The following is a 24,691-nucleotide window of genomic DNA, read 5'->3' as shown; positions in this document are numbered from 1 at the left end:
GTCCCTGACCAACTGCCGGTCCCTCACCATTCGATGCCCCGCTGGCCCTTCTGACCGGCGTCCATCGGGTGCTTGACCTTCGACATCTCGGTCACCAGATCGGCGGCGTCCAGCAGCTTCTGCGGCGCGTTGCGCCCGGTGATGACCACATGCTGCGCACCGGGGCGCTCGCGCAGCACCTCGACCACCTCGTCGGTGTCGACCCACCCCCAGTGCATCGGGTACGCGAACTCGTCGAGGACGTACAGCCGGTACGTCTCGGCCGCCAGGTCGCGCTTGACCTGCTCCCAGCCCTCGCGCGCCGCCTCCTCGTTGTCCAGCTGGCCGTCGCGCTGCACCCACGACCAGCCCTCGCCCATCTTGTTCCAGACGACGGAGCCGCCCTCGCCGCTCGCCCCGAGGACCTTCAGCGCGTTCTCCTCGCCGACCTTCCACTTCGCCGACTTGACGAACTGGAAGACGCCGATCGGCCACCCCTGATTCCAGGCGCGCAGCGCCAGCCCGAAGGCCGCCGTCGACTTGCCCTTGCCGATGCCGGTGTGCACCATCAGCAGCGGACGGTTGCGGCGCTGACGGGTCGTGAGCCCGTCGTCGGGCACGGTGGTCGGCTGTCCCTGCGGCATTACGCGGCCCTCCTGTTGGTTTCCTGAACGTCCTTGACGAGCCCGGCGATCGAGTCGGCCCGCAGCTCCTCCAGCGTGACGGCGCCGCCCCCGAGATCGCGGGCGAGACTTCCCGCGAGGCCGAGCCGTACCGGCCCCGACTCGCAGTCCACGACGACGGACGCGGTGCCCTGCGCCTCGTGCAGCCGCGCCGCCCGGGAGGCCAGCGCCACCGGATCGGGGCCGCCGGTCGCCCGCCCGTCGGTCACCACGACCAGCAGCGGCCGGCGCGACGGATCACGCAACCGCTCCACCCGCAGCACCTCATGGGCCTTGAGCAGTCCGGCCGCGAGCGGGGTGCGACCGCCGGTCGGCAGCAGTTCAAGGCGCGCGGCGGCGGCGTCCACCGACGACGTCGGCGGCAGCGCCACCTCGGCGTCCCTGCCCCGGAAGGTGATCAGCCCGACCTTGTCCCGCCGCTGGTACGCGTCCAGCAGCAGCGAGAGGACCGCGCCCTTGACCGCGGCCATCCGCTGCCGGGCGGCCATCGACCCGGAGGCGTCCACCACGAAGAGCACCAGATTCCCCTCGCGCCCCTCCCGCGTCGCCTGCCGCAGATCGTCCCGCCGGACCACGAGACCGCGCCCGGACCGGCCCCGCGACCGCTGGTGCGGGGCGGCGGCCTGCACGGTGGCCGCCAGATGCAGCTTGGTCAGGGCGCCCTGCGGACGCCGCGCGCCGGTCGTACGCCCGTGCTCGGTACGGGCCCGGGAGCGCCGCCCGGCCGCGCCCTCGCCCAGCCCGGGGACGCTCAGCATCTTCGTGCGGAACGGCTCGGTGGCGCCCACCGGTTGCCGCTCACCGCCCCCGGACGGCTGCCCCTGGCCCTGTTCCTGCCCTTGTTCCCGGCCCTGCTCGGGCACGGACGGCGCGGGCGCGTCGTCGGCCCCGCCCTCGGGCGCCGGCGGCGTGTCGGGGCCGTCGCCCTGCGGGGGGCGGCCGCCGCCACCGGGGCCGTCCGGGTCCGGGTCGTCGTCCCCGCCGCCGTTCTGCTCCAGCGTGTCGTCGAGCTTGTCCTCGTCGAGCCCCGGCGCGTCGAACGGATTGCGCCGGCGCCGGTGGGGGAGCGCGAGCAGGGCCGCCCGACGCACGTCCTCGGCGAGCACATCCGTACGGCCCGCCCAGGCGGCCAGCGCGGTGGCCGTCCGGGCCATCACGATGTCCGCGCGCATCCCGTCGACCTCGAAGGCCGCACAGGTGGCCGCGATCTGCCGCAACGCCGAGTCCCCGAGCAGCACTTCGGGCAGCAGGGCCCGCGCGGCGACGATCCTCGCCCGCAACGCGTCCTCCTCGTCGGCCCATCCGGCCGCGAAGCCCGCCGGGTCGTCGTCGTACGCGAGCCGCCGCCGCACCACCTCGACCCGCTGATCGGTCTCCCGGGACGCGGCGACCTCGACGGTCAGCCCGAACCGGTCGAGCAACTGGGGCCGCAGCTCGCCCTCCTCGGGGTTCATCGTCCCCACGAGCAGGAAGCGGGCGGCATGCCGTACGGAGACGCCCTCGCGCTCCACGTACGAGGCACCCATGGCGGCCGCGTCCAGCAGCAGGTCCACGAGGTGGTCGTGGAGGAGGTTGACCTCGTCGACGTAGAGGATCCCGCGATGCGCGTCGGCCAGCAGGCCCGGCTCGAAGGCCTTCACGCCCTCCGCGAGCGCCCGCTCGATGTCGAGTGCCCCGACCAGCCGGTCCTCGGACGCGCCGACCGGCAGCTCCACCATGCGGGCGTCCCGCGCCACGCCGGTACCCGGCTCGTGGGGGCCGTCCGGACACGCCGGGTCGGGCGACTCGGGGGCGCAGGAGAAACGGCATCCGGAGACGACGTCCACCTCCGGCAGCAGCGCCGAGAGCGCGCGCACGGCAGTGCTCTTCGCGGTGCCCTTCTCACCCCGTACGAGGACGCCACCGATGTTCGGGGCGACGGAGTTGAGGAGCAGGGCGAGTTGCAGGTCCTGCTGCCCGACGACGGCGGTGAACGGGAAATGCGTGCTCACGGGGCGATCCCTCCTGCGAATGAATGGTCATGGAAAAGGCGGCCTCGGCCCGCGCCGTTCACCGGCGTCCCCCCGGGGCTCCGGGTGCTCCCGGGGCTCCGGGAGCGATGAAGGGCAGCCCCGGTGGCGCGCCCGACTCGACGAGCCGCAGCAACGCGTCGGTGTCCGCGTGTTCCTCGACGAGATCGCCGAGGCGGTCGAGCTGCTCCTCGCGCAGCGCCGCGAAACAGGTGTCCGGAGCGGGGACGAAACGCCGGCCGGCGCCCCGTGCCACCTCGGTCAGGAAGCGGCGGCGGAACTCGTCGCTCTCCAGCGAGCCGTGCCAGTGGGTGCCCCATACGGCGCCGACCCGGCAGCCGTCGAGGAACGGTTCTCCGCCGAGCACCTCCGCCACGCCGTGGTGGATCTCGTACCCCTCGACCGGCGCGCCGAGCGCCTCGCCGACGGGCCGGGCCAGGGTCTTCTCGCGGGCGAAGCGGATACGTACGGGCAGCAGCCCCAGGCCGTCGACGTGACCGGCCCGGGACTCGACCTCGTCCTCGATGTGCTCGCCCAGGAGCTGGAATCCGCCGCAGATGCCGAGGACCGGCCGGCCCTCCGCCACCCGCCGCACCAGCGCGTCGGCGAGGCCCCGTTCGCGCAGCCAGGCCAGCGCCCGCACGGTGCCCCGGGTTCCCGGCACCACGACCAGGTCGGCGTCGGACAGCTCCTCGGCCCGGTCCACGAACCTGACGACGACACCGGGCTCGGCGGCCAGCGCGTCCACATCGGTGAAGTTCGACATCAGCGGCACCGCGCACACCGCGACCCGCAGCACGTCCTCGCCGTGCGGCGGGGCGACGACCGACTCGCGCACGGCTCCCCGCAGCGAGACCCGCAGCCCGTCCTCCTCGTCGATGCCGAGGCCGTGGGCGAAGGGCAGCACCCCGTACGTCGGCCTGCCGGTGAGGTCCCGCAGCATCTCCAGGCCCGGCTCCAGCAGCGAGACGTCGCCGCGGAACTTGTTGACGAGATAGCCGGCGATCAGCGACTGGTCCTCGGCGGCGAGCAGCGCCGTCGTGCCGAAGAACGAGGCGAAGACCCCGCCGCGGTCGATGTCGCCGACGACCACCACCGGGAAGCGCGCCGCCCGCGCGATGCCCATGTTGACGATGTCCGTGCGCCGCAGATTGATCTCGGCGGGGCTGCCCGCGCCCTCGCAGATCACCGCGTCGTACGTGGACCGGAGCTGTTCCAGGCAGTCCACGACTGTGGAGAGCAGCGCCTCCTGCCTGCCCCCGTGGTAGCCGCGGGCGCTCATCTCGCCGACCGGTTTACCCATCAGGACGACCTGGCTGGAGCGGTCGCTGCCCGGCTTGAGCAGGACCGGGTTCATCAGGGCCGACGGCTCCACGCGGGCCGCCTGGGCCTGCATGGCCTGGGCGCGCCCGATCTCGGCGCCCTCGCGGGTGACGAACGAGTTGAGCGACATGTTCTGCGCCTTGAAGGGCGCCACCTTCACGCCCCGGCGCACGAGCCAGCGGCAGATGCCTGCCGTGACGACGCTCTTGCCCGCGTCGGAAGTGGTACCGGCGACCAGCAGCCCGCCGCTCATGCGTCTCTCCGTCCTGCGGTGCGAGGCCCCGCCACGTTCGTCCCGGTGGTCCGGCGCCCGGCGAGCCGACGTGCGGCGAGGGCCGCGCCGAGCCGCCCCGCCACGCAGACGCCCAGCGCCAGCGCGCTCACCCGGCGCGACAGCCGCACCGCGCGCTCGATGTCCGCGCTCTCCACGGCCCGGCCCGTCTCCCCGTTGAGCACCGGGCGGTGCTCGACCCGGCCGCCGTACGCGAGGGTGCCGCCGAGCCGTACGCCGAGCGCACCCGCGAACGAGGCCTCCACCGGGCCTGCGTTGGGGCTCGGGTGCTCGGCGGCGTCGGCCCGCCAGGCCCGGACCGCGCCGCGCGGCCGCCCCCCGGCCGCCACGGCGAGCAGCGCCGTGAGCCGGGCCCCCGGCCAGCCGGCGAGGTCGTCGAGGCGGGCCGAGGCCCAGCCGTAGCGCAGATGCCGGGGCGAACGGTGCCCGACCATCGCGTCCAGGGTGTTGACGGCCCGGAACCCGGCCAGCCCGGGAACCCCGGCCAGCGCGCCCCACACCAGCGCGCCGACGACGGCGTCCGAGGTGTTCTCCGCCACGGACTCCACCACGGCGCGGGCGATCTGCGGGCCGTCCAGGGAGTGCGGGTCGCGGCCGCACAGATGCGGCAGCCGCTCGCGGGCCAGTTCGATGTCACCGGCGGCCAGGGCTCCGCCGATGGCCCGCGCCTCACGCCCCAGGGACGTGCCGCCGACGACGGACCAGGTGACGGCGGCGGTCAGCGCCACGGAGGCGGCGGGGCTGCGGCGCACGGCGCGGGTGATCAGCGCGGCACCACCCGCGGCGCCTCCGGCGCAGACGAGAGTGTGCAGCGCGCCCCGGCCACGGTGGTCGCGCCACAGCAGGCGCTCGACGTCCGCCGCGGCCCGCCCGAACGCGGCGACCGGGTGTCCCCTGCGGGGGTCACCGAGCAGCAGATCGCCGATCAGGCCGGCCGTGGCGCCGTACGCGAAGATGCGGTCGGCTCGCACGGTTCAGCCGGCCGTCGCGCCTCGGCGGACCTTCGTACAGGCGGCTCTCGTCGAGAGCGCCGAAACAGCGGACGCACGGCAGCCAGGCATGGCGATATGTCCTCACTCAGGGTCCGCGCCCTGGTTCGACGTGACCGGCGACGAGAGTCTCCTGGCTCCCGGATCCGCGGTACCCCCGGCCTTCCAGCCCGCTCGTGCGAGCCGTGACTTCCGGTGTTGGGGGACCGCTCCCCGGTGACAGTGGCGGGACCGCGCCGGATTCGCACCGGCTTCCTCTGCTGTCGCCGTAATTGGCTCCGGCAGTCCACCACGCTCCGCGAACGCCCGTCAACCTGCCGTTGACCTGCGACGGTGCAGTGTGCTGATACCCACATCGGGCCGGACACCGAGGTGTCCGGCCCGACGGGGGAGCGTGCGCGGGAGCGGCTCAGGCGACGATCAGATAGATCCCGTACGCGACGGCCGCCGCGCACAGCCCGAAGCAGACGTACGCGCCGGCGCGGGCCAGCAGCAGCGAGCCGCCGGAGCCGCCCTGCGCCGCCGGTTCCGGCTGCTTGGAGAGGCCGACGATGCCCAGGGTGAAGAGGCCCACCAGCGCGACGGTGACAACGAGGGAGACGCCGAATACGGAGCCGAGGGCTGCCCAGTCGATGTTCATGCTGAATCCTTAGACGGCCTTGGACGGCCGGCCTGGCGGCCGGCTCAGACGGTGGCGGGTCGCGCCGGGTCCTGGGTGGTTCCGGCCGGGGCCGGAATGGTGGTCATGAGGTTCTGGGACGGTGCCTGCACCGCGGCCGCCGTGGGCGGCGGGCTGACGGCGGCGATGGCCGTGGTGACGACGCCCGCCGGTTCGACGCCGGCGGCCGAGGGCGCGACGTCGTCGTGGCCGACCGGCTTGCGGCGCGACAGGAGCCAGATCGCACCGGAGCCCAGGACCAGCAGCGCCGCCACGACGACGACACCCCAGGTGCCCTGCTTGGTGAGGAGCTCCGCGCCCGCGCCGACCAGACCGGCGGCGGGCAGGGTCAGACCCCAGGCGACGAACATCCGGGTGGCGGTGGACCAGCGGACCACACCGCCCTGCCGGCCGAGGCCCGCGCCCATCACGGCTCCGGAGCAGGACTGGGTGGTGGAGAGGGAGAAGCCGAGGTGCGAGGAGGCCAGGATGACCGTGGCCGCACTGGTCTGGGCGGCGAAGCCCTGCGGCGGCTTGAGGTCGGTGAGGCCGCTGCCCATGGTGCGGATGATGCGCCAGCCGCCCAGGTAGGTGCCGAGCGCGATGGCCGTGCCGGCGGCGACGATGACCCAGACCGGCGGGTTGGCGCCCGGGTGCAGGACGCCGCCGGTGACCAGGGCCAGGGTGATGATGCCCATGGTCTTCTGCGCGTCGTTGGTGCCGTGGGCGAGCGAGACCAGTCCGGCCGAGGCGATCTGGCCGGCCCGGTAGCCCTTGGCGGTGGCCTTCTGCTGGGCTTCGTCGCGCACCCTGCCGCCGATCCGGTACGTCAGCCGGGTGGCCAGCAGCGCGGCCAGACCGGCGACGATCGGGGCGGCGACCGCGGGAAGCAGCACCTTGGTGACGACGGTGCCGCCGTTGACGGAGGACCAGCCGGCCGACATCACGGCCGCGCCGATCAGGCCGCCGAACAGGGCGTGCGACGAGCTGGACGGCAGCCCGACCAGCCATGTCAGCAGATTCCACAGAATGGCGCCGACGAGTGCCGCGAAGATGACTTCTGTCCGCAGCCCGTCCTCGTTGATGATCCCGCCGGAGATCGTCTTGGCGACCTCCACCGACAGGAACGCGCCGACGAGATTGAGAACGGCGGACATGGCCACCGCGGTCTTCGGTCTGAGTGCACCGGTCGAGATGGTGGTCGCCATCGCGTTCGCGGTGTCGTGGAAACCGTTCGTGAAATCGAACACTAGAGCTGTCACGATCACAATCGCGAGTAGCAGCGTGATGTGTTCCATTTACCCAGGCAATCGTTCGACGTCATTGGCACGTGGACCGTAGGCAACCTGGATGAACGGAAGATGAACTGGGTAGGGCGCTGGGGTGTTCCAAAGCGGAGCTCAGGCATTCCGCTTGTCCTGGGGGCAGGCGTGGCCCGGCTCTCCCGCGGTGCGGGGCTGTGTCCGACCCCATACCCGTCCGCCTCCGCGGCTGACAGGATCGGCGCATGAGCGATCAGCAGCGGGACGCGATCGGACGCGCCTGGGACGGTGTCGTCGCCACCGCCCGGCGGACGGCGGCCGAGGGCCTCGTCGTCGGGACCTCGGGAAACGTGTCGGCACGGGTCGGCGACACCATCCTGGTCACGCCGAGCGGAGTGCCGTACGACCGGCTGGGCCCGAAGGACGTCGTCGGCGTCGATCCGGAGGGCAACCGCGTACTCGGCGAACTCGCCCCCACCAGCGAACTCCCGCTCCACCTCGCCGTCTACCGGAACACCGACGCGGCCGCCGTCGTGCACACCCACGCGGTGCACGCCACCGCCGTCTCCACGCTGGTCCCCGAGATCCCGTCGGTCCACTACGCCGCCGCCATGCTGGGCGGCCCCGTCCGCGTCGCCGGCTACGCGCGCTACGGCACCGAGGAACTGGCCGCGAACATGCTCGCCGCCCTGCGCGACCGCACGGGCTGCCTGCTCCAGAACCACGGAACCGTCACCTACGGAGCCACCCTGGACCAGGCGTACGACCGGACCGCCCAGCTGGAATGGCTCTGCCGGCTCTGGCTCGCCGCGAGCTCCGTCCCCGGACGCAGCCCGAGCCTCCTCTCCCCGGAGCAGCTCGACGACGTGCAGGAGGCCCTCAAGGGATACGGCCAGCCCGGCCGACCCGACTGACCGTCCCGGCTGGTCCGCCCGGGGAGGCCCGTCCCCGGTCCACCCGCCCGTCCCCGGGGCCCCGTCCGCCTGCGGTCCGCCGGGCCGCCCCGGCGCTGTCCTCCCCGGTCCGCCGGACGGCCCCCGCCCGCTGGCGGGGTTCCGCAGCCGCCACGACACTGAAGCGGTGCGCCCGGCAACAGTTACGGCAGCAGCCGTCACCACGATCCTCGGCGTCGGTGCGGCAGCGGTCGCGGCCGGCCGGTACGCCAGCGACGCCGCCCTCAGGGCGCCGTCCGGACGGCCCCTCCCCGCCGACCGCAGACTCACCGTGCACGCCACGGCGGCCGGGCAGGTCACCCTGACCCGCTCCCTCACCGCCCTGCGGCCCGGCACGTACGGACTGACGGGCAAGGACGTCCACGCCGTGGTCGGCCCGGTGATCGAGCACGCCCACCACGCCCCCGACACCGTCGTCCGCCGGCTGGAACGCGTCGACCGCGGCAGCCTGGAGACCGGCGCCAAGGTCCGCGTCACTCCGCAGCTGCACAGCGGCGATCCGTCCTCGGCCCTGGGCCTGGGCCACCGGGACGTCGAGATCCCCGGCGAGCTCGGCACCCTGCCCGCCTGGTTCCTGCCCGGCCCCCGCGACACCTGGGTCATCACCGTGCACGGCATCGGCACCACCCGGGAACACCCCATGAACATCATGAGGTTCCTGCACGCCCTGCGGCTGCCCGTGCTCGACCTGGCCTACCGCGGCGACGCCGGAGCCCCGAGGCCCCCCGACGGCCTCGCCCATCTCGGCGAATCCGAGTGGCGCGACCTGGACGCCGCGATCCGCTTCGCCGTGCGGTACGGAGCCGAGAAGGTCGTCCTGCACGGCTGGTCCACCGGCGCCTCCATGGCGCTGCTCGCGACCGTCAACTCCGCGCTCCGCGACCGGATCTGCGGCCTCGTCCTGGACTCCCCGGTGCTGGACTGGGCCACCACGCTGCGCGCCCTGGCCCTCGCCCGCGGCGTACCGTCCGCCCTGCTGCCGCTCGCCGTCCGCGCCGCCGAGGGGCAGACCGGACTGCATGGCGCCCGGCTGCTGGACGGCTCCCTCGCCCCGGCGCTGCACGTGCCGACCCTGATCTTCCACGGGCCCGACGACCGGATAGCCCCCTGGCAGCCCTCCCGCGACCTCGCCGCCCGCCGCCCGGACCTGATCGCCCTGCACGCCGTGGAGCAGGCTCCGCATGCGGCGATGTGGAACGCCGACCCGGCGCACTACGAAGAGACCCTGCGCCGCTTCCTCACGCCCCTGATGTGACCTGATGCGAGGGATCGGGCGGTTGGTCCCGGGCCCCGTCCCACCGGTCCCCACCGGGAATTCGGGTTCCGTTTGGGCTTTCGGGCCGTCAGGAGCAAGACTGCTCCCCGTGACGTCCCGTAACCCGCGCGACTCCAGGCTGCGACTTGTCCGCCCGCGACCCCTTGCCACCGCTCGCAAGGCCGTGACCACCCGGCGCACCAGGCCGGCCCCCCGCCCACCGGAGGGCACCCCACCCCGGTCGGAACTGGCCCGGCAGGCCAGGACGGCCCTCGCCGACGCCGTACGGATCGCCCGCTGGGCGGCCGACGGCGCGATCCCCGGCGCACCACCGCTCGCCTCCCAGGCGCTCCAACGGGCCGCGACAGCCCTGGAATTGTCCCCGGCCCAGGTGCGCTCCGGCTGGGACCGGGCCCGGCTCGCCGGCCTCGTCGAACTGCACGGCGAGACCGCACGCCCCGGCTGGCGGCTGCGCGCCTGGGACCGCGACGACTCCGCCGTGCTCCGCGGCTGGGTGGCGCTCTTCGACGCCTGGTCGCTGGTCCACCCGGCGCCCGCGGACATCGAGTCCACCGCGGTCGCCGAGGCCGTCGAGGCCGTGCCGCAGGTCCTCTCCCTGCTCCAGCTCTCGGCCGGCCCGGTCACCGTGCCCGCCCTGCTGGACCTGCTGGGCCAGCGTGTCGCGGAACTGCGCGAGGAGCGCTGCGAGGTGCCCTACGGCCCCCAGCCGCTGCCCGTACCGGCCGAGACCACGCCCCCCGCACACCCCGCCGCCCTGGTGGCGCTCCTGCTGGACTGGGCCCTGGAGGGCCTGGCCGCCGTCGGAGCACTCACCCTCGGCTCCGGCCACGCCACCCTCACCCCGCTCGGCAACTGGGCGGTCTGGGTCAAGCTGGAACAGATCTGCGTCGCGGCCCAGAGCCCGGCCGGGAACATCGAGCAGTCCGCCGCCGACATGCTGCTCGGCTGCGCCCGGCTCACCCCCGGCCCGGCCCGCGACGAATACCGCGCCTGGCTGGCCGCCCGCCCCGTCGGCAGCGCCGTCGCGGAGCTCCTCGCCGTCGCCCGCGGCGAGGACGCGCTCCTGCGCGGGCTCGCCTTCGAGGCGCTCCGGGTCGTCGGCGCCCCGGCCGAGCCCGAGGTGCGCTCCGTCGTCGCCGACCCCTCGCTGCGCCCCTACGCGCTGCTCTGGCTGGCCGAGTACGACGGAGCCGACCCCGAGGACGCCCAGGACGTGCTCAGCCGGGAGGAGGCCACCTGGCTCTGGGTCGACACGGCGGCGGCCGTCGCCGACCACGGCGAGACCGGGCTGCTGGTCCGCCACCTCGACTCGGCCGTCCAGGGCACGGTGCCGGCCCTGCTGGACGAGGTACGAGCCGTCGGCCACCCGCGCACCGTGCAGGTGCTGGTGGCGCTGGCCGCCGCGCACCCGGACCCGGCGCTGGCCAAGGCGGTGCGCCGGGCCGCGTTCCAGGTCCACACCGGCGGCGCCTGACACCCCCGCGCCGGACGGGCCCCGGCCCGTCCGGCGGATCGGGCCCGCTCGCGCTCAGGCCCCGTCGGCCCGGTCCGCCGCCCCCGGCGCGTACGTACCGAAGCTCCACACATTGCCCTCGGCGTCCCGCGCCATGTAGTCGCGCGAGCCGTAGTCCTGATCGGTGGGCGGCATCAGGATCTCCACCCCGTGCTCCACCGCCCGGGCATGGTGCTCGTCCACCTCGTCGACCACGACGTAGACACCGGCCGGGCCCGCGCCCCGCATCGCCTCGGCGAACACGCCCTCGCGGCCCCTGGAGCCCAGCATCACCCTGCCGTTGCCGCAGGACAGCTCGGCGTGGAGCACCTGCCCGCCCTCGCCCTCGTACACCGCTTCCTCGGTGAAGCCGAGGCCCTCCGTCAGCGTCCTGATCGCGGCCTTCGCGTCGTCGTACAGAATCGTCGGATAGACCGTCGGAACGCCGGCCGGTGCGCCTGCCATGACGCTCACCCCTTTCGCACTTCCGTGACCTTCGTACTCCCGTGACCCGGTTCTGTGATCCGCGTCTCAGTCTTCCATCCGCCACCGACAGCGGCCCGGCACGGCCGCGGACCTCAGCGGAAGGTGTTGCAGTCGGCCATGTCGCCGCTGCGGAAACCCGTGGTGAACCACTGCTGGCGCTGCGCGGCCGAGCCGTGCGTCCAGGACTCCGGAGTGACCCGGCCCTGGAACTTCTCCTGGATCCGGTCGTCGCCGACCGCGGCCGCCGCGTCGAGCCCGTCCCGGATGTCCGCCCGCGTCAGCGAGGTGATCAGCGGCCGGCCGGTCGACTCGTCCGGCGTGGTCGTCGCGTGGTGCGCCCAGACCCCGGCGTAGCAGTCCGCCTGGAGCTCCACCCGGACCGCGTTGCTGTCCGAACCGGTCCGGCCGTCCTGGGACCGGTTCAGCGTCCCCATCAGGTCCTGCACATGGTGTCCGTACTCATGGGCGACGACATAGGCCTGGGCGAACGGGCCGCCGCTGGAGCCGAACTTCGTCCGCAGCTCGTCGAAGAACCCCAGGTCCAGATAGACCTGCCGGTCGCCCGGGCAGTAGAACGGCCCGACCGCCGAGGTCGCGGAGCCGCACGCGGTGCCGATCCGGTCGCTGAACAGGACCGTGCGCGACGGCGTGTACGTGCCCCGGCGGCGCTGGAACTCCTGCCGCCAGAAGTCCTGCACGCTGTTGACCACCGCCACGGTCCGGCAGTCGTCCCTGGTGTTCGCGTCCTTCCCGGTGCGGCAGGACTGCTCCACCTGCGCCGCCGTCGACGCGGTCGGCGCCGTGGCCGGGCCGCCGTCCGACAGGCCGAGCTGCTCCGGACCGACGCCGAAGAGAAGCCCCAGGATCAGTGCGACGAGACCGGCGATGCCGCCGCCCACGGTGGCCCTGCCGCCCGGGATCCGGCTGCCGCGCACATCCTGGACCTCGGACGTGTCCAGGTCGGCGTCGTCGTCGAACTGCATGGGCACCACCCTCCGCTACGGCCGCGGTGCTCCCACTGCCTCGGCACCTCCGCCGAGTATCGGATAATTCACACCGCTATGCCCTTTTTGGTCGCGCGGTGGAGTGGGGCGGCGACGCGGGGCGATCGTCCGGCAGGTGTCGTGGACGCATGCGGAAAAGCAGTTGCACACCGCCAGTAGAATGGCCCGTATGGCAATTCTCCTTGTGCATTAGACGGCGTCGAGAGACCTCCGCCCTCGTCCCGTCCGCCGTCCAACCGCCCTGGAGTTTCACCGTGATCACCGCTTCCGGCATCGAGCTGCGTGCCGGCGCCCGCATCCTCATCGAGTCCGCCTCCTTCCGCATCGCCAAGGGCGACCGCATCGGTCTCGTCGGCCGCAACGGAGCGGGCAAGACCACCCTCACCAAGTGCCTCGCGGGCGAGGGCAACCCCGTCGGAGGCACCATCACCCGCTCCGGAGAGGTGGGCTACCTCCCGCAGGACCCCCGCACCGGCGACCTCGACGTGCTGGCCCGCGACCGGATCCTCTCCGCCCGCGGCCTCGACGAGATCCTGCGCAAGATGCGGGAGAACGAGGAGCGGATGGCGACCGGCAAGGGCGCCACCCGCGAGAAGGCGATGAAGAAGTACGAGCGCCTGGAGACGGAGTTCCTCACCAAGGGCGGGTACGCCGCCGAGGCCGAGGCCGCCACCATCGCCGCCGCGCTCAGCCTGCCCGACCGGGTGCTCGGGCAGCCGCTCCATACGCTCTCCGGCGGTCAGCGCCGCCGCGTCGAGCTGGCCCGCATCCTCTTCTCGGACGCCGACATCCTGCTGCTCGACGAGCCGACCAACCACCTCGACGCCGACTCGATCGTCTGGCTGCGCGACTACCTCAAGACCTACCGCGGCGGCTTCATCGTGATCTCCCACGATGCCGAGCTCGTCGAGACGGTCGTCAACAAGGTCTTCTACCTCGACGCCAACCGCTCGCAGATCGACATCTACAACATGGGCTGGAAGCTCTACCAGCAGCAGCGCGAGGCCGACGAGAAGCGCCGTAAGCGCGAGCGGCAGAACGCCGAGAAGAAGGCCGCGGCCCTCAACTCGCAGGCCGACAAGATGCGCGCGAAGGCCACCAAGACCGTCGCCGCGCAGAACATGGCCAAGCGCGCCGAGCGGCTGCTCTCCGGCCTGGAGGCCGTCCGGGTCTCCGACAAGGTCGCCAAGCTCCGATTCCCCGAGCCCGCACCGTGCGGCAAGACCCCGCTGATGGCGGAGGGCCTGTCCAAGTCGTACGGCTCGCTGGAAATCTTCACCGATGTGGACCTGGCCATCGACAAGGGCTCCCGGGTCGTCATCCTCGGCCTCAACGGCGCGGGCAAGACCACGCTGCTGCGGCTCCTCGGCGGCGCCGAGAAGCCCGACACCGGCGAGGTGATCGCGGGCCACGGTCTCAAGCTCGGCTACTACGCACAGGAGCACGAGACCCTCGACCCGGACCGCACCGTCCTGGAGAACATGCGCTCCGCGGCGCCCGATCTCGACCTCGTCGAGGTCCGCAAGACGCTGGGCTCCTTCCTCTTCTCCGGCGACGACGTCGACAAGCCCGCCGGCGTTCTCTCCGGCGGTGAGAAGACCCGTCTCGCCCTGGCGACCCTGGTGGTCTCCTCCGCCAATGTGCTGCTGCTGGACGAGCCGACCAACAACCTCGACCTGGCCAGCCGCGCGGAGATCCTCGGCGCGCTGCGCACGTACAAGGGCGCCGTCGTCCTCGTCACCCACGACGAGGGAGCGGTCGAGGCACTCCAGCCGGAGCGCATCATCCTGCTGCCCGACGGCGTCGAGGACCTGTGGGGAGCGGACTACCGGGACCTGGTCGCCCTGGCCTGATCCCGGCCCGCCCCGTCTGATCCACTCCGTCTGGATCATTCGGCCTACGCGTGATCCATCATCTGCGTGAGTACGTCTCGTACCCCGGTGCGGCGCCCGGCGGATACCTGCCGGGCGCACCCGTACGGGGGTCCTGTTCCTCGTGTGGCCCTGACCTGCCGATTCGCCCCGGGCCCTGTTCCATCCGCCGCCACAGCCCCACGGAATGCGGGATTCCGGTCGTGTCGGCCCGTTCTCCGGCCGGGAACCGGGTCGCACGGACCTTGCCGAATGGGTGGCCAGGAAGCCCCCGAGGGGTGATCATGAGAGTCCAGAGCGCACTTCCCATGAGGAGGCACGGGTGGCCGAGACTCTGAAGAAGGGCAGCCGGGTGACCGGCGCCGCGCGCGACAAGCTCGCGGCAGACCTGAAGAAGAAGTACGACTCCGGTGCGAGCATCCGGGCGTTGGCCGAAGAGACCGGCCGCTCCTACGGATTCGTCCACCGGATGCTCAGTGAGTCCGGAGTCACGCTGCGGGGACGCGGCGGAGCGACACGGGGCAAGAAGGCCGCCACGGCCTGACGGTCCGCGCGGTCGGGGCAGGCCGTCAGGCCCGCCCCGGGGTTCACCGGATTTCGGCGGTGACCACCCGGTCGGCAGCGATGTCGACCGGGTGGTTACTGTTCAGTCACTTAGCTCTGCATGCTGACTGAACGCAACCGGAGGCGCCCCATGACCTCGCTCGACTCTGTGCTCGACAAGGACGGCGTACGACTCACCGTCGACGACGCGGTCGCCACGGTGACCCTCACCAATCCGGCCAAGCGCAACGCTCAGTCCCCCGCTCTGTGGCGGGCGTTGACGGAGGCCGGCCGGGCACTGCCCGGCAGTGTGCGGGTCGTCGTGCTCCGTGGCGAGGGCAAATCCTTCTCCGCGGGACTCGACCGGCAGGCGTTCACCCCCGAGGGGTTCGACGGTGAGCCGTCCTTCCTCGACATGGCGCGTGGCCCGGAGGCCGAGCTCGACGCGACCATCGCCGAGTACCAGGAGGCGTTCACCTGGTGGCGCCGCAACGACATCGTGTCGATCGCGGCCGTCCAGGGGCATGCGATCGGTGCCGGCTTCCAGCTCGCCCTCGCCTGTGATCTGCGGATCGTCGCCGAGGACGTGCAGTTCGCCATGCGCGAGACCAGCCTCGGTCTGGTGCCCGACCTCACCGGTACGCACCCCCTGGTCAACCTGGTGGGGTACGCCCGCGCGCTCGAAATCTGCGCCACGGGCCGCTTCGTGCACGCCGAGGAGGCCGGGCGCACCGGCCTGGCCAATCTCGTCGTCCCCGCCGGTGAGCTGGACGCGGCGGCCCGCGATCTGGCCGGCGCGCTGCTGGCCGCACCGCGCGACGCCGTCGTGGAGACCAAGGCGCTGTTGAGCGGTGCCGTCTCGCGCGGTTACGAGGAGCAGCGCGTCGCCGAACGGGCCGCGCAGGGCCGTCGGCTGCGCGATCTGGCGGGCATCACCGACTGAGACCGGCCGACGATTCGCGGACGGGCCCGGACCCCGGACCTGCCCGATCGCGGCGCGGGCACGGGCCCCCCGCCGGATCGCGGGGCGGGCCGGACCCCGGACCCGCCCCGCGCTCAGTCCTGCTCCACCACCGCCGTGACCAGCACCGCGACCGAGGGACTGCCCTCCACCGCGGCCGCCACGGCGGCCCGCACCGCACGGGTCACGTCGAGCGCCCGGTGGTCCGGGGCCGTCGCCAGCTCGACCCGCACATGGTCCGGACGCGCGTGCACCGCGTGCCCCAGTACCCGGGTCAGCGTCACCACACCCGCGACACCCGCCGCCGCGGACGCCGCGGCCCCCTCCGCCGCCGCCCCGCGCACCTCGGCCGGGACGGCGGCCGGTGGCTCGGGCGCCGCGTCCAGCAGTTCCGTCACCCGGACGTCCACCGCCGCGACCACCAGGCCCAGTCGCCGGTCGGCTGCCGTCAGCAGTGCCGAGCGCAGCGCCTCGGCCGCGGCGGGCAGCGGCTGACCGGACACCGCCGACATGGTTGCCTCGATCCGCAGCGGGCCCGGCCGCAGCGCGCTCGGCGGCGGCTCCACCGCGGCCTTTGGCGCCCCGTCCGGATCGGCCACCGAGATCCTCAGCTCCCCGAGCACGGGGCCGGGCCCCGCCACCGCGCGGCGCAGCACCGCGACCGCGGCCCGCTCGGAGATCCACGCCCCGTCCGCCGGACCGCCCAGCGGAAGGATCCGGCCGAGGCCGAGCCGTTGCCGGACCGCCGCTGTCCATCCGTCCGCCCTGCGTGGGTCGTCAGCAGTCGTCATTGCCCCAGCCTGCCGCATCCACGGCGCGCCACGGAGCAAGCACACCTAATGTGGGCAAAGAGGTTCAAAATGCCCAGAAGGGAAAGATGGCGATGACCGACACCACGCACCGGAACCGCCCCGAGAGCCCCGACAAGGAATCGAGCCCGCTGGTCAAACGCGGCGGGGGAGCGCCCGCCACCCGCGGCCGTACGACCATCGCCGACGGCGTGGTCGAGAAGATCGCGGGAATGGCGACCCGCGACGTGGTCGGCGTCCATGCGATGGGCAGCGGCTTCTCGCGCACCTTCGGAGCGGTGCGCGACCGGGTACCCGGTGGCGGCAAGTCCGTCACCCGCGGAGTGAAGGCGGAGGTCGGCGAGTCGCAGACCGCGCTCGACCTGGAGATCGTCGTCGACTACGGCGTGTCGATCTCCGACGTGGCCCGTGATGTGCGGGAGAACGTGGTCGCGGCGGTCGAGCGGATGACCGGGCTGGAGGTCGTCGAGGTCAATATCGCGGTGAGCGACGTGAAGCTGCCCGACGAGGCCGACGACGAGGACCAGCCGGAGCCACGCCTCCAGTAGGCGTCCGGCGAGAGGCAGTTGAGGAGCACACGATGAGCATGGCTGTGGTCGGCATGGTGGCCGGCATGGCGCTCGCATTCGCCGGGTACTTCGGCGGCTTCGGGGCCTTCCTGCTGGTGGCCGCACTCGGGGCGGTCGGCTTCGTCGTCGGTCGCCTCCTGGAGGGTGACCTGGAGCTCGGCGACTTCTTCCGGAGTCGCGAGCGCGGCGACCGACGGCGGTGACGGCGTTGTCGGGGGTGAAGGACCGGATCGCCGCAGGTGAGCGCGGGGAGACCCGGATCGCCGACCGGGTGGTCGCGAAGATCGCCGCGCAGGCGGCGAAGGAGGCGATCGACGAGCCGCCGGAGCAGGGTGCCCCGCCGCGCGCCACCGTCACGGTGCACCGGGACACCGCCCGGGTACGGGTGACCCTGGAGCTCGGCTACCCCTGCGACATCGGCCGCCGGTGCGGCCGTGTGCGTCGGCATGTCGCCGAGCGGGTAAGGGCGTTGGCGGGAATGGAAGTGCCCGAGGTGGCCGTACAGGTAGAGCGCTTGCACCCGACGGGAGCAAGCGCCGCGGCACAGGGGAGGATCCAGTGACCGAGCCCCACGGACCAAAGCGGCCGGCCCAGGCGCCGCCCGCCACCGGCCCCGTCGAAGAGGGGGACGTGCTCGAACTCGACCAGTCCGCCTCCTCCGCCGCGTACGACCCGGTGCCCGCCCGGCAGGCGGGCGCCTTCGGGGCGGGCCGCTTCTGGTCGGCGCGCCGGATCCCCGCGGCGGTCCTCGCCCTGCTGGTCCTCGGCGGCACCGGGCTGCTGCTCTACGACGTGGCGGCGGTACGGGCCGGCCACCCGGCGATGCGCTGGCGCCGGTCGCTGGCCGGCCAGCTCGCCGAGCGCCCCCTGCACAGCGCCTGGCTGCTCGGCGCCGCCGCGGCGGCCGTGGCGATCGGTCTGTGGCTGCTGGTGCTCGCCGCCACCCCCGGCCTCCGCGCCCTGCTGCCCATGCGCCGTGAACGCCCCGGCGTACGCGCCGCACTCGACCGGTCCGCGGCCGCACTGGTGCTGCGCGACCGGGCCGTCGAGGTGTCCGGGGTGCAGTCGGTGCGGGTCCGGATGGGCCGGCGCAGGGCGGTGGTGCGTGCCGTGTCGCACTTCCGTGAACTCGACGACGTACGGGCCGACCTGGACACCGTGCTCGGGACCGGTATCAGGGAGCTGGGACTGGCCCGGCCGCCGAGCCTGTCCGTACATGTCCGCCGTCCCGCGAAGAAGGGGTGAATCCGTTGCTCAGGACCGTCAACCGGGCACTGCTCGGCCTCGCCGGGCTGGTACTGATCTGCGGCGGCGGCGCGGTGCTCGCCGCCGGCCTCGGCCTCGCCGTGCCGTCCTGGTGGCCCTGGTACGGCAAGGACGATGTGCTCGTCAGCGCGGCCGACCGGTACCGCTGGCGGGGTCAGGGCTGGTGGTGGCCGACGGTCATCGCGGTCCTCGCCGTCGTGGTCGTGCTCGCCCTGTGGTGGCTGCTGGCCCAGCTGCGCCGGGCCCGCCTCTCCGAGATCCTGGTGGACAGCGGGGACGGCGAGGGGGCGCTGTTGCGGGGCCGGGCCCTGGAAGGGGTGCTCGCCGACGAGGCGGGAACGCTGGACGGGGTGGCCCGCGCCCAGGTCGCGCTGACCGGCCGGCGCAGCTCGCCGCACGCCAGGATCCGCCTGCTGATGGAGCCGCACGCGGCGCCGGACGAGACGCTCGGCCGCCTCGGCGACGAGGCGCTGGCCCATGCGCGGGATTCGGCGGGGCTGGCCGAGTTGCCGGCCGAGGTGCGGCTGAGGGCGGTCAGACACCGCGCGGAGCGGGTGAGCTGACCGCCGCTGCCGTGGCCTTCCCGGCCGCCGGACGGTTCCGGCCGGCCACCGGGCCCGGGCTCCGGCTCAGAAGCCGTGCCGGGAACCGCCGTCGACCGGGACCATGATGCCCGTCAGATACGAGGCCGCGGGCGAGAGCAGGAACGCCGCGGTCCGGCCGAACTCCTCCGGGGTGCCGTAGCGCCGCAGCGGGATCTGCGCCTCGTTGGCCGTCCGGGCGGCCTCCGCGTCGCCCGAGAGGGCGTCCAGCTCACGCACCCGGTCCGTGTCGATCCGGGCCGGCAGCACGCCCACCACCCGGATCCCGCGCGGACCGAGCTCGTCCGCCAGGGACTTGGCGAAACCGGCCAGGCCGGGGCGGAGCCCGTTGGAGATGGTCAGCCCGGGGATCGGCTCGTACACGGAGCCGGAGAGCACGAAGCCGATGACGCCGCCCTCGCCGAGCACGTCCGCCGCGGCCCTGGCGAGCCGCACCGCACCCAGGAACACCGACTCGAAGGCCGACTGCCACTGCTCGTCGGTGTTGTCGGCGAGGAAACCGGGGGCCGGCCCGCCGACGCTGATGAGAATGCCGTCCAGCCGGCCGAACCGTTCGTGCGCCGCGTCCACCAGACGCCGCGCGGACGCCGGGTCGGCGTTGTCGGCGCCCAGGCCGACCGCGCCCGGCCCCAGTCCGGCGGCGGCCGCCTCGGCGCGCTTCTCCTCCCGGCCGGTGATGATCACCCTCGCCCCGTCGTCGGCGAGCGCCCGCGCCGTGGCGTTGCCCAGCCCCCGGGTCGCTCCGGTGACGATGTACACACGGTCCTTCAGTCCAAGATCCATGGCCCTATCCTGCCGCGTCGGGCTCCAGCGTGTCCTCCCCGCTCAGTGCCATGGCGGTGCCCACGAGGCCGATGTGGCTGAACGCCTGCGGGAAGTTGCCCACCTGGCGGCGGCCGACGGTGTCGTACTCCTCGGCCAGCAGCCCCACGTCGTTACGGAGCGCCAGGAGCCGTTCGAAGAGTTCCCTCGCCTCGTCGGCGCGTCCGGTCAGGCGCAGCGCGTCGGCCAGCCAGAACGAGCACGCCAGGAAGGCCCCTTCGCTGCCGGGCAGCCCGTCGATCGACGCGCCGTCCGTGCTGTAGCGGCGGACAAGGCAGTCCCGGCCCAGCTCGGCCCGGACCGCGTCGACCGTACCGATCACCCGGGGATCGTCCGGCGGCAGAAAACCGGTCCGGGGGATCAGCAGGGTCGCGGCGTCCAGGTTCCGTGACCCGTAGGACTGGGTGAAGGTGTTCCGTTCCGGGTCGTACCCCTTCTCGCACACCTCCCGGTGCACGGCGTCCCGCATCGCCCGCCACCGGTCGGCGTCGCCGGTCAGCGAGGGATCGTTCTCCAGGGTGCGTACGGCACGGTCGGCGGCGACCCAGGCCATCACCTTGGAGTGCACGAAGTGACGGCGCTGGCCGCGGATCTCCCACAGCCCCTCGTCCGGCTCGCGCCAGGTGGACTCCAGGAAGCCGAGCAGGCTGAGCTGCAGATTCCAGGCGTGCGGCTTGTCGCCGAGGCCCGCCTCACGGGCGAGCCGCAGGGAGTCGATGACCTCCCCGTACACATCGAGCTGACGCTGGCGGACCGCGGCGTTGCCGATCCGGACCGGGGTGGAGTTCTCGTATCCGCGCAGCCACGGCAGCTCCGCCTCGGGCAGTCTGCGTTCGCCCGCGAGCCCGTACATGATCTGGAGGTCGGCCGGGTCCCCGGCGACCGCCCGCAGCAGCCAGTCCCGCCAGGCGGCGGCCTCCTCCAGGTAACCGGCCGAGACGAGAGAGCCCAGGGTCAGCGTGGAGTCCCGCAGCCAGCAGAAGCGGTAGTCCCAGTTCCGTACGCCCCCGATCTCCTCCGGCAGCGAGGTGGTGGGCGCCGCCACGATGCCGCCGGTCGGGCCGAAGGTCAGCGCCTTCAGCGTGATCAGCGAGCGGATCACCGCTTCCCGGTAGGGCCCCCGGTACTTGCACCGGGCGGACCACTCGGCCCAGTCGGACAGGGTGTTCTCCAGCGCCTCGTGCGGGTCGACCAGATCGGGGCGGGGCGAGTGCGAGGGGTGCCAGGTCAGTACGAACGCCACCTTCTGGCCCGCCGAGACGCTGAACGACGAGCAGGTGGAGAACTGCTGGCCCCAGGTCTTGACCGGCGGCTCGCTGCGCAGCCAGGCCGAGTCCGGCCCCGCGACCGCCACCCGGTGCCCCTGCGAGCGGCGCACCCATGGCACGACCGAGCCGAAGTCGAAGCGCAGCCGGATCACGGAGCTCATCTCGACGGTGCCGCTGGCGCCCTCGATGATCCGCATGACGTCGGGTTCCCGGTCGCGCTGCGGCATGAAGTCGATGACCTTGACCGTGCCGGTGCGGGTCTCCCAGAACGTCTCCAGGACGAGGGACTCACCCACGTAGCCGCGCCGGGTGCAGGTCTCCGCGCCCTTCGGGGCGATGCGCCAGTGGCCGTTGTCCTCGTCGCCGAGCAGGGCCGCGAAACAGGCGCCCGAGTCGAAGCGGGGCAGACAGAGCCAGTCGACAGAACCGTTTCTGCCGACCAGGGCGGCCGTCTGGAGATCGCCGATGAGGGCGTAGTCCTCGATGCGTGGGGTCACGTTCTGGCGTGTTCCCGAACCCGGGCCCCGTTAAGCAATCCCGGCCCACGCGGGTCACCCGGCCGGGCACGTCCCGGCCCGCATCCGGCGGACACGGCGTCAGGCCGTGACGGGTTCCGGCTTCTCCGGCCCGGCGGGCTGCTGCTCCCCGGCAGCGGCCTTCGCAGCCTCTGCCCGGTCGCGCTTCTCCCGGCGCGCCAGCACCACGTACCCGACGGGAACACCGGCGGCGAAGAGCCACCACTGCACGGCGTACGCCATGTGCGGGCCGATCGAGCCGTCGTCGGGGGCCTCGATCAGCTCCGGGGAGTCGCCGATGGACTCGGGCGCGGTCTGCTCGATGTAGCCGCCGAGCACCGGCCGGGCGAGCCTCCTGGCCTCCTGGACGCTGCTGATCAGCATCACCTGGCGGTCCGGCAGGTCCGAGATGTCCTTGATGCCGCTGGCGCTCGTCGTCTCGTCGGCCTTGAGCCGCCCGGTGACGGTCACCTCGCCCCGGGGCACGGCCGGCACGTCGGGGAAGGCCTGCTGGCTCGCGGCGGAGGGCACCCAGCCGCGGTTGACCAGGACCGTGCCTCCGCCCTTGAGGTCGAACGGGGTCAGTACGTGGACGCCGATCCGGCCGTCGGTGGCGGTCCTGCGGCGCACGACCACCTGATGCGCGGTGTCGTACGTGCCGGTGGCCGTCACCGTCCGCCAGTAGTCGGAGCGCGGGACCGTGTGGCCCGGGGCGGTGAGCGAGCCGACCGGCACCGGCGCGGCTTTGAGATTGCGGGAGATCAGGGCGTTCTGCGCGACCTTGTGCTCATGCCGGTGCAGCTGCCAGAAGCCCAGCTCGACCATGGTGGGAATCAGGATGAGGGCGAGGAGGGCGAGGATCAGCCACTGCCGGGTCAACAGGAAGCGGTACACCCCACGACGGTACAACTGTGCCGTGGGGCGCATCGCGCAGGGGTCGGGGAAGCGGGCGCGGCGGCCGCTGCTCAGACTTTGTCGATGATGCCCACCTTCCCCTCGGCGCGGGCGCAGTGGCCGCCGCAGAACCAGTGCCCGTCCACCTCGACGCCCTGGCCGATGATCTGGACCCGGCAGTGCTCACAGATGGGTGCCATGCGGTGGATGGCGCAGGAGAAGCAGTCGAAGACGTGCACCGCGCCCTGTGCGTGCACCTCGAAGGACATCCCGTAGTCGTTTCCGCAAACCTCACAACGTGCCATGCGCCACAGGGTGGGACGCCGGGGCCGGGGCGGGCGAGCGGTGGGCGGGCGAGTCGCCGCCTATTCACTCCGATGACGGCGCGGGCACCCGGCCGGAGGCGGGTGCCACGTCGCGCAGCAGATGGGTGAAGGCGCTCTCGTCCAGGATCGGGGTGCCGAACGACTTCGCCTTGACCGTCTTCGACGTCGCCGCGTCCGGGTCGTTGGTGACCAGCAGGCTGGTCAGCCGGGAGACGCTGGTCGCCACGTGCAGCCCCGCCTCCACGGCCCGGTCCTCCAGCAGCTCGCGGTCCACCGAGGTGTCCCCGGAGAAGGCCACCCGCATGCCCTGCATCAGGGGCTTGTCCTTCTCGTACCGCCCGGGGTTCGGATACGGGCACGGCGGGAGCTTGCGCGAGGCGCGCCAGCTGTTCTGGCCGTGCGAAGGCTGATGGCCGATCCGCGGAGTGACCGGGGAGTCCGACCACTCGGTCAGCGGCCGGCACTCCAGCAACGGCAGCCGCACCCCGCCCCGCGCCGCCGCGTGCAGACTCGGCCGGAACGCCTCGGCCAGCACCCGGGCGTCGTCCAGCGCGTGGTGGGCGTGCTGCTGCACGACGCCGAAGTGCGCGGCCAGCGACGCCAGCTTGTGGTTGGGCAGCGGCAGCCGCAGCTCCTTGGCCAGCGCGATGGTGCACAGCCGCTGCTCGACGGGGGCGACGACCGAGGCCCGGGCGTACTCCCGGGCCAGCATCGACCAGTCGAAGGCCGCGTTGTGCGCGACGAGGACACGGTCCGCGAGTCGCTCGGAGAGCTGTGCGGCGACCTCCGGGAAGAGCGGGGCGCCTTCGAGCACCTCACTGGTCAGGCCGTGGATCCAGACCGGGCCGGGATCGCGCTCGGGGTTGACGAGGGTGTACCAGTGGTCCTCGACGTTGCCCTGTGCGTCCAGGCGGTAGACGGCGGCGGACACTATCCGGTCGTCCCGTGCGAGTCCGGTGGTCTCCACGTCGACGACCGCGTACCCCTGCGGGTAGGCGGTCGGCCACGGTGCTGCGGTCTGGCGGTCGTCGAGCATGGTCACAGAGAATACGGGCCGCGACTGACAGTCTCCTATTCGGCCGTCCCCCGCCCCCGCGTCCCGGTTCCGCCGCCCGGCCGCCGCCGTACGGGGCCGGCCAGCAGCCCTTCCACCAGAGCCCGTACGGAATCGGCGAACAGCCGGTCCGGGTCGGCGGGCCGGGCCAGGGCGCGGGCCAGCGCCGGGTCGTCGTCCGCGGCGGAGACGGTCCACAGGTCGCCCTCGCCGGGGGACTGGACGGGGGACCGCTCCCGGTTGCGCTCGACGAGCAGGAAACCGACGGTCTGGAACTGCACCGCCCGCACCGCCGCGGCCGCCCGTGCCCCGCGCAGCCCCGCGGCGTGCACCTCGTGGACGAGGGCCTGTTGCGCGGGGAGGAACATCCGCTCGGTGAGCCCCCGTTCGTGGACCATCGCGATCAGATGCGGTCTGGCCCGCAGCTCGCGGCGCAGGGCGCGGGCGACGGAGACGATGCGGGCCGCCGGGGTCCGGCCGGCCGGGCGCAGGGTGCCCATCTCCCGCACGGTGCGCTCGACGAGGGCGTCCAGCAGCGACTCACGGTTGCCGACGTGCCAGTAGATCGAGGTGACCGCGGTGCCCAGCTCCGCGGCGAGGGCGCGCATGGTGAGGGCCTGCGGGCCGTGCCGCTTCAGCAGGGCGGCGGCCGTGTCCAGGACCTCTTCGCGGGTCAGCGACGATCGCGCCACAGCGCTCCTTGGTTCTCGGACTCCGTTACACGCATGCCTATTTACCCTTCATCGGCATCGGTGTAACTGTGTTACAGAACCCGGCACGGAGAA

Annotated in this window: 26 protein-coding genes and 1 riboswitch; of the genes, 11 read left to right on the top strand and 15 right to left on the bottom strand. The window is 73.2% G+C overall.

Going from position 1 to position 24,691, the window contains the following annotated elements; all coding sequences use genetic code 11:
* Nucleotides 1-23 precede the first annotated feature (23 nt).
* The 6 genes from cobO to ACGF8B_RS13100 form a co-directional block, all read right to left on the bottom strand.
* Nucleotides 24-623, bottom strand: a complete 600-nt coding sequence (cobO, locus tag ACGF8B_RS13125) for a cob(I)yrinic acid a,c-diamide adenosyltransferase (RefSeq protein WP_388581221.1) — start codon at nt 621-623, stop codon at nt 24-26.
* A complete protein-coding gene (locus ACGF8B_RS13120; RefSeq protein ID WP_392737549.1) occupies nt 623-2,653 on the bottom strand; it encodes a putative cobaltochelatase in 2,031 nt (676 codons plus the stop codon). The genes cobO and ACGF8B_RS13120 overlap by 1 nt, the downstream gene beginning before the upstream one ends.
* Before the next feature lie 58 nt (nt 2,654-2,711).
* On the bottom strand, nt 2,712-4,247 hold the full coding sequence (locus tag ACGF8B_RS13115; protein ID WP_392737547.1) for a cobyric acid synthase: 1,536 nt from the start codon (nt 4,245-4,247) through the stop codon (nt 2,712-2,714).
* Nucleotides 4,244-5,257, bottom strand: coding sequence for a cobalamin biosynthesis protein (locus tag ACGF8B_RS13110; protein WP_392737545.1), 1,014 nt, complete (start codon nt 5,255-5,257; stop codon nt 4,244-4,246). The genes ACGF8B_RS13115 and ACGF8B_RS13110 overlap by 4 nt, the downstream gene beginning before the upstream one ends.
* Nucleotides 5,258-5,401: 144 nt before the next feature.
* A riboswitch (cobalamin riboswitch) is annotated at nt 5,402-5,534 on the bottom strand.
* 150 nt (nt 5,535-5,684) lie between these two features.
* Nucleotides 5,685-5,915 carry a hypothetical protein gene (locus tag ACGF8B_RS13105; RefSeq protein ID WP_124718378.1) on the bottom strand — a complete coding sequence of 77 codons (231 nt, stop codon included), beginning with the start codon at nt 5,913-5,915 and terminating at the stop codon, nt 5,685-5,687.
* A gap of 44 nt (nt 5,916-5,959) precedes the next feature.
* Complete coding sequence (locus tag ACGF8B_RS13100) at nt 5,960-7,231, bottom strand: anion permease (RefSeq protein WP_392737543.1); 1,272 nt, start codon at nt 7,229-7,231, stop codon at nt 5,960-5,962.
* Nucleotides 7,232-7,440: 209 nt separating this feature from the next.
* Here ACGF8B_RS13100 and ACGF8B_RS13095 point away from each other — a divergent pair, with 209 nt between their 5' ends.
* From ACGF8B_RS13095 to ACGF8B_RS13085, 3 genes are all read left to right on the top strand, one after another.
* Nucleotides 7,441-8,109, top strand: coding sequence for a class II aldolase/adducin family protein (locus ACGF8B_RS13095; protein ID WP_392737541.1), 669 nt, complete (start codon nt 7,441-7,443; stop codon nt 8,107-8,109).
* 166 nt (nt 8,110-8,275) lie between these two features.
* Nucleotides 8,276-9,403 carry an alpha/beta hydrolase gene (locus ACGF8B_RS13090; RefSeq protein WP_392737539.1) on the top strand — a complete coding sequence of 376 codons (1,128 nt, stop codon included), beginning with the start codon at nt 8,276-8,278 and terminating at the stop codon, nt 9,401-9,403.
* Between the two features lie 184 nt (nt 9,404-9,587).
* Complete coding sequence (locus ACGF8B_RS13085; protein ID WP_392738330.1) at nt 9,588-10,898, top strand: hypothetical protein; 1,311 nt, start codon at nt 9,588-9,590, stop codon at nt 10,896-10,898.
* Between the two features lie 54 nt (nt 10,899-10,952).
* On the opposite strand, the gene ACGF8B_RS13080 is transcribed toward ACGF8B_RS13085, so the two are convergent.
* Both ACGF8B_RS13080 and ACGF8B_RS13075 read right to left on the bottom strand, forming a co-directional pair.
* Complete coding sequence (locus tag ACGF8B_RS13080) at nt 10,953-11,381, bottom strand: VOC family protein (protein WP_392737537.1); 429 nt, start codon at nt 11,379-11,381, stop codon at nt 10,953-10,955.
* A gap of 113 nt (nt 11,382-11,494) precedes the next feature.
* Nucleotides 11,495-12,385 (bottom strand): neutral zinc metallopeptidase, encoded by an 891-nt coding sequence (locus tag ACGF8B_RS13075; protein WP_392737535.1) that lies wholly within the window; start codon nt 12,383-12,385, stop codon nt 11,495-11,497.
* A gap of 275 nt (nt 12,386-12,660) precedes the next feature.
* On the opposite strand from ACGF8B_RS13075, the gene ACGF8B_RS13070 reads away from it, so the two are divergent.
* The 3 genes from ACGF8B_RS13070 (at nt 12,661) to ACGF8B_RS13060 (ending at nt 15,763) form a co-directional block, all read left to right on the top strand.
* Nucleotides 12,661-14,259, top strand: coding sequence for an ABC-F family ATP-binding cassette domain-containing protein (locus ACGF8B_RS13070; RefSeq protein WP_392737533.1), 1,599 nt, complete (start codon nt 12,661-12,663; stop codon nt 14,257-14,259).
* Nucleotides 14,260-14,599: 340 nt separating this feature from the next.
* Nucleotides 14,600-14,821: a helix-turn-helix domain-containing protein gene (locus ACGF8B_RS13065; RefSeq protein WP_018518904.1), complete on the top strand. Its 222-nt coding sequence runs from the start codon at nt 14,600-14,602 to the stop codon at nt 14,819-14,821.
* A 150-nt stretch (nt 14,822-14,971) separates the two neighbouring features.
* A complete protein-coding gene (locus tag ACGF8B_RS13060) occupies nt 14,972-15,763 on the top strand; it encodes an enoyl-CoA hydratase/isomerase family protein (RefSeq protein WP_392737531.1) in 792 nt (263 codons plus the stop codon).
* A 113-nt stretch (nt 15,764-15,876) separates the two neighbouring features.
* On the opposite strand, the gene ACGF8B_RS13055 is transcribed toward ACGF8B_RS13060, so the two are convergent.
* Nucleotides 15,877-16,572: a hypothetical protein gene (locus ACGF8B_RS13055; RefSeq protein WP_392737529.1), complete on the bottom strand. Its 696-nt coding sequence runs from the start codon at nt 16,570-16,572 to the stop codon at nt 15,877-15,879.
* Nucleotides 16,573-16,664: 92 nt separating this feature from the next.
* Between ACGF8B_RS13055 and ACGF8B_RS13050 the strand changes: the two genes are divergently transcribed.
* The 5 genes from ACGF8B_RS13050 to amaP are packed head-to-tail and all read left to right on the top strand — an operon-like array spanning nt 16,665 to nt 18,988.
* Entirely contained in the window at nt 16,665-17,138 is a 474-nt protein-coding gene (locus ACGF8B_RS13050) for an Asp23/Gls24 family envelope stress response protein (protein ID WP_392737527.1), read from the top strand.
* Nucleotides 17,139-17,170: 32 nt separating this feature from the next.
* Nucleotides 17,171-17,362 (top strand): hypothetical protein, encoded by a 192-nt coding sequence (locus ACGF8B_RS13045; RefSeq protein WP_124718389.1) that lies wholly within the window; start codon nt 17,171-17,173, stop codon nt 17,360-17,362.
* Nucleotides 17,359-17,721 carry a hypothetical protein gene (locus ACGF8B_RS13040; RefSeq protein ID WP_392737525.1) on the top strand — a complete coding sequence of 121 codons (363 nt, stop codon included), beginning with the start codon at nt 17,359-17,361 and terminating at the stop codon, nt 17,719-17,721. Before ACGF8B_RS13045 ends, ACGF8B_RS13040 begins: the two co-directional genes overlap by 4 nt.
* Nucleotides 17,718-18,404 carry a DUF6286 domain-containing protein gene (locus tag ACGF8B_RS13035; RefSeq protein ID WP_392737524.1) on the top strand — a complete coding sequence of 229 codons (687 nt, stop codon included), beginning with the start codon at nt 17,718-17,720 and terminating at the stop codon, nt 18,402-18,404. The genes ACGF8B_RS13040 and ACGF8B_RS13035 overlap by 4 nt, the downstream gene beginning before the upstream one ends.
* Before the next feature lie 5 nt (nt 18,405-18,409).
* The gene (amaP, locus tag ACGF8B_RS13030) at nt 18,410-18,988 is read left to right on the top strand and encodes an alkaline shock response membrane anchor protein AmaP (protein WP_392737522.1); all 579 of its coding nucleotides are present in this window, start codon (nt 18,410-18,412) and stop codon (nt 18,986-18,988) included.
* 66 nt (nt 18,989-19,054) lie between these two features.
* Here the strand turns inward: amaP and ACGF8B_RS13025 are convergent, their stop codons facing one another.
* From ACGF8B_RS13025 to ACGF8B_RS13000, 6 genes are all read right to left on the bottom strand, one after another.
* A complete protein-coding gene (locus tag ACGF8B_RS13025; RefSeq protein ID WP_392737520.1) occupies nt 19,055-19,810 on the bottom strand; it encodes an SDR family oxidoreductase in 756 nt (251 codons plus the stop codon).
* Nucleotides 19,811-19,814: 4 nt separating this feature from the next.
* Nucleotides 19,815-21,614: a glycoside hydrolase family 15 protein gene (locus tag ACGF8B_RS13020; RefSeq protein ID WP_392737518.1), complete on the bottom strand. Its 1,800-nt coding sequence runs from the start codon at nt 21,612-21,614 to the stop codon at nt 19,815-19,817.
* Between the two features lie 99 nt (nt 21,615-21,713).
* Nucleotides 21,714-22,526, bottom strand: a complete 813-nt coding sequence (locus ACGF8B_RS13015) for an SURF1 family protein (RefSeq protein WP_392737516.1) — start codon at nt 22,524-22,526, stop codon at nt 21,714-21,716.
* 71 nt (nt 22,527-22,597) lie between these two features.
* Nucleotides 22,598-22,831 carry a hypothetical protein gene (locus tag ACGF8B_RS13010; protein WP_072482991.1) on the bottom strand — a complete coding sequence of 78 codons (234 nt, stop codon included), beginning with the start codon at nt 22,829-22,831 and terminating at the stop codon, nt 22,598-22,600.
* A 64-nt stretch (nt 22,832-22,895) separates the two neighbouring features.
* Entirely contained in the window at nt 22,896-23,894 is a 999-nt protein-coding gene (locus ACGF8B_RS13005) for a DEDDh family exonuclease (RefSeq protein ID WP_342280655.1), read from the bottom strand.
* A 29-nt stretch (nt 23,895-23,923) separates the two neighbouring features.
* Nucleotides 23,924-24,598 carry a TetR/AcrR family transcriptional regulator gene (locus tag ACGF8B_RS13000; protein WP_392737513.1) on the bottom strand — a complete coding sequence of 225 codons (675 nt, stop codon included), beginning with the start codon at nt 24,596-24,598 and terminating at the stop codon, nt 23,924-23,926.
* Nucleotides 24,599-24,691: the final 93 nt, after the last annotated feature.

Origin of the sequence: Streptomyces sp. NPDC047917, from assembly GCF_043204345.1 — a bacterium.
GTDB classification, from domain to species: domain Bacteria; phylum Actinomycetota; class Actinomycetes; order Streptomycetales; family Streptomycetaceae; genus Streptomyces; species Streptomyces sanglieri.
Note: the sequence above shows the minus strand (reverse complement) of the source record. Positions and strands in the feature narration are given on the sequence as shown.

Coding starts and splice junctions, on each gene's coding strand:
- ACGF8B_RS13045 (WP_124718389.1), top strand. CDS start 17,171: ATGAGCATGGCTGTGGTCGGCATGGTGGCCGGCATGGCGCTCGCATTC.
- cobO (WP_388581221.1), bottom strand. CDS start 623: ATGCCGCAGGGACAGCCGACCACCGTGCCCGACGACGGGCTCACGACC.
- ACGF8B_RS13095 (WP_392737541.1), top strand. CDS start 7,441: ATGAGCGATCAGCAGCGGGACGCGATCGGACGCGCCTGGGACGGTGTC.
- ACGF8B_RS13075 (WP_392737535.1), bottom strand. CDS start 12,385: ATGCAGTTCGACGACGACGCCGACCTGGACACGTCCGAGGTCCAGGAT.
- ACGF8B_RS13100 (WP_392737543.1), bottom strand. CDS start 7,231: ATGGAACACATCACGCTGCTACTCGCGATTGTGATCGTGACAGCTCTA.
- ACGF8B_RS13080 (WP_392737537.1), bottom strand. CDS start 11,381: ATGGCAGGCGCACCGGCCGGCGTTCCGACGGTCTATCCGACGATTCTG.
- ACGF8B_RS13055 (WP_392737529.1), bottom strand. CDS start 16,572: ATGACGACTGCTGACGACCCACGCAGGGCGGACGGATGGACAGCGGCG.
- ACGF8B_RS13010 (WP_072482991.1), bottom strand. CDS start 22,831: ATGGCACGTTGTGAGGTTTGCGGAAACGACTACGGGATGTCCTTCGAG.
- ACGF8B_RS13050 (WP_392737527.1), top strand. CDS start 16,665: ATGACCGACACCACGCACCGGAACCGCCCCGAGAGCCCCGACAAGGAA.
- ACGF8B_RS13105 (WP_124718378.1), bottom strand. CDS start 5,915: ATGAACATCGACTGGGCAGCCCTCGGCTCCGTATTCGGCGTCTCCCTC.
- ACGF8B_RS13025 (WP_392737520.1), bottom strand. CDS start 19,810: ATGGATCTTGGACTGAAGGACCGTGTGTACATCGTCACCGGAGCGACC.
- ACGF8B_RS13060 (WP_392737531.1), top strand. CDS start 14,972: ATGACCTCGCTCGACTCTGTGCTCGACAAGGACGGCGTACGACTCACC.
- ACGF8B_RS13115 (WP_392737547.1), bottom strand. CDS start 4,247: ATGAGCGGCGGGCTGCTGGTCGCCGGTACCACTTCCGACGCGGGCAAG.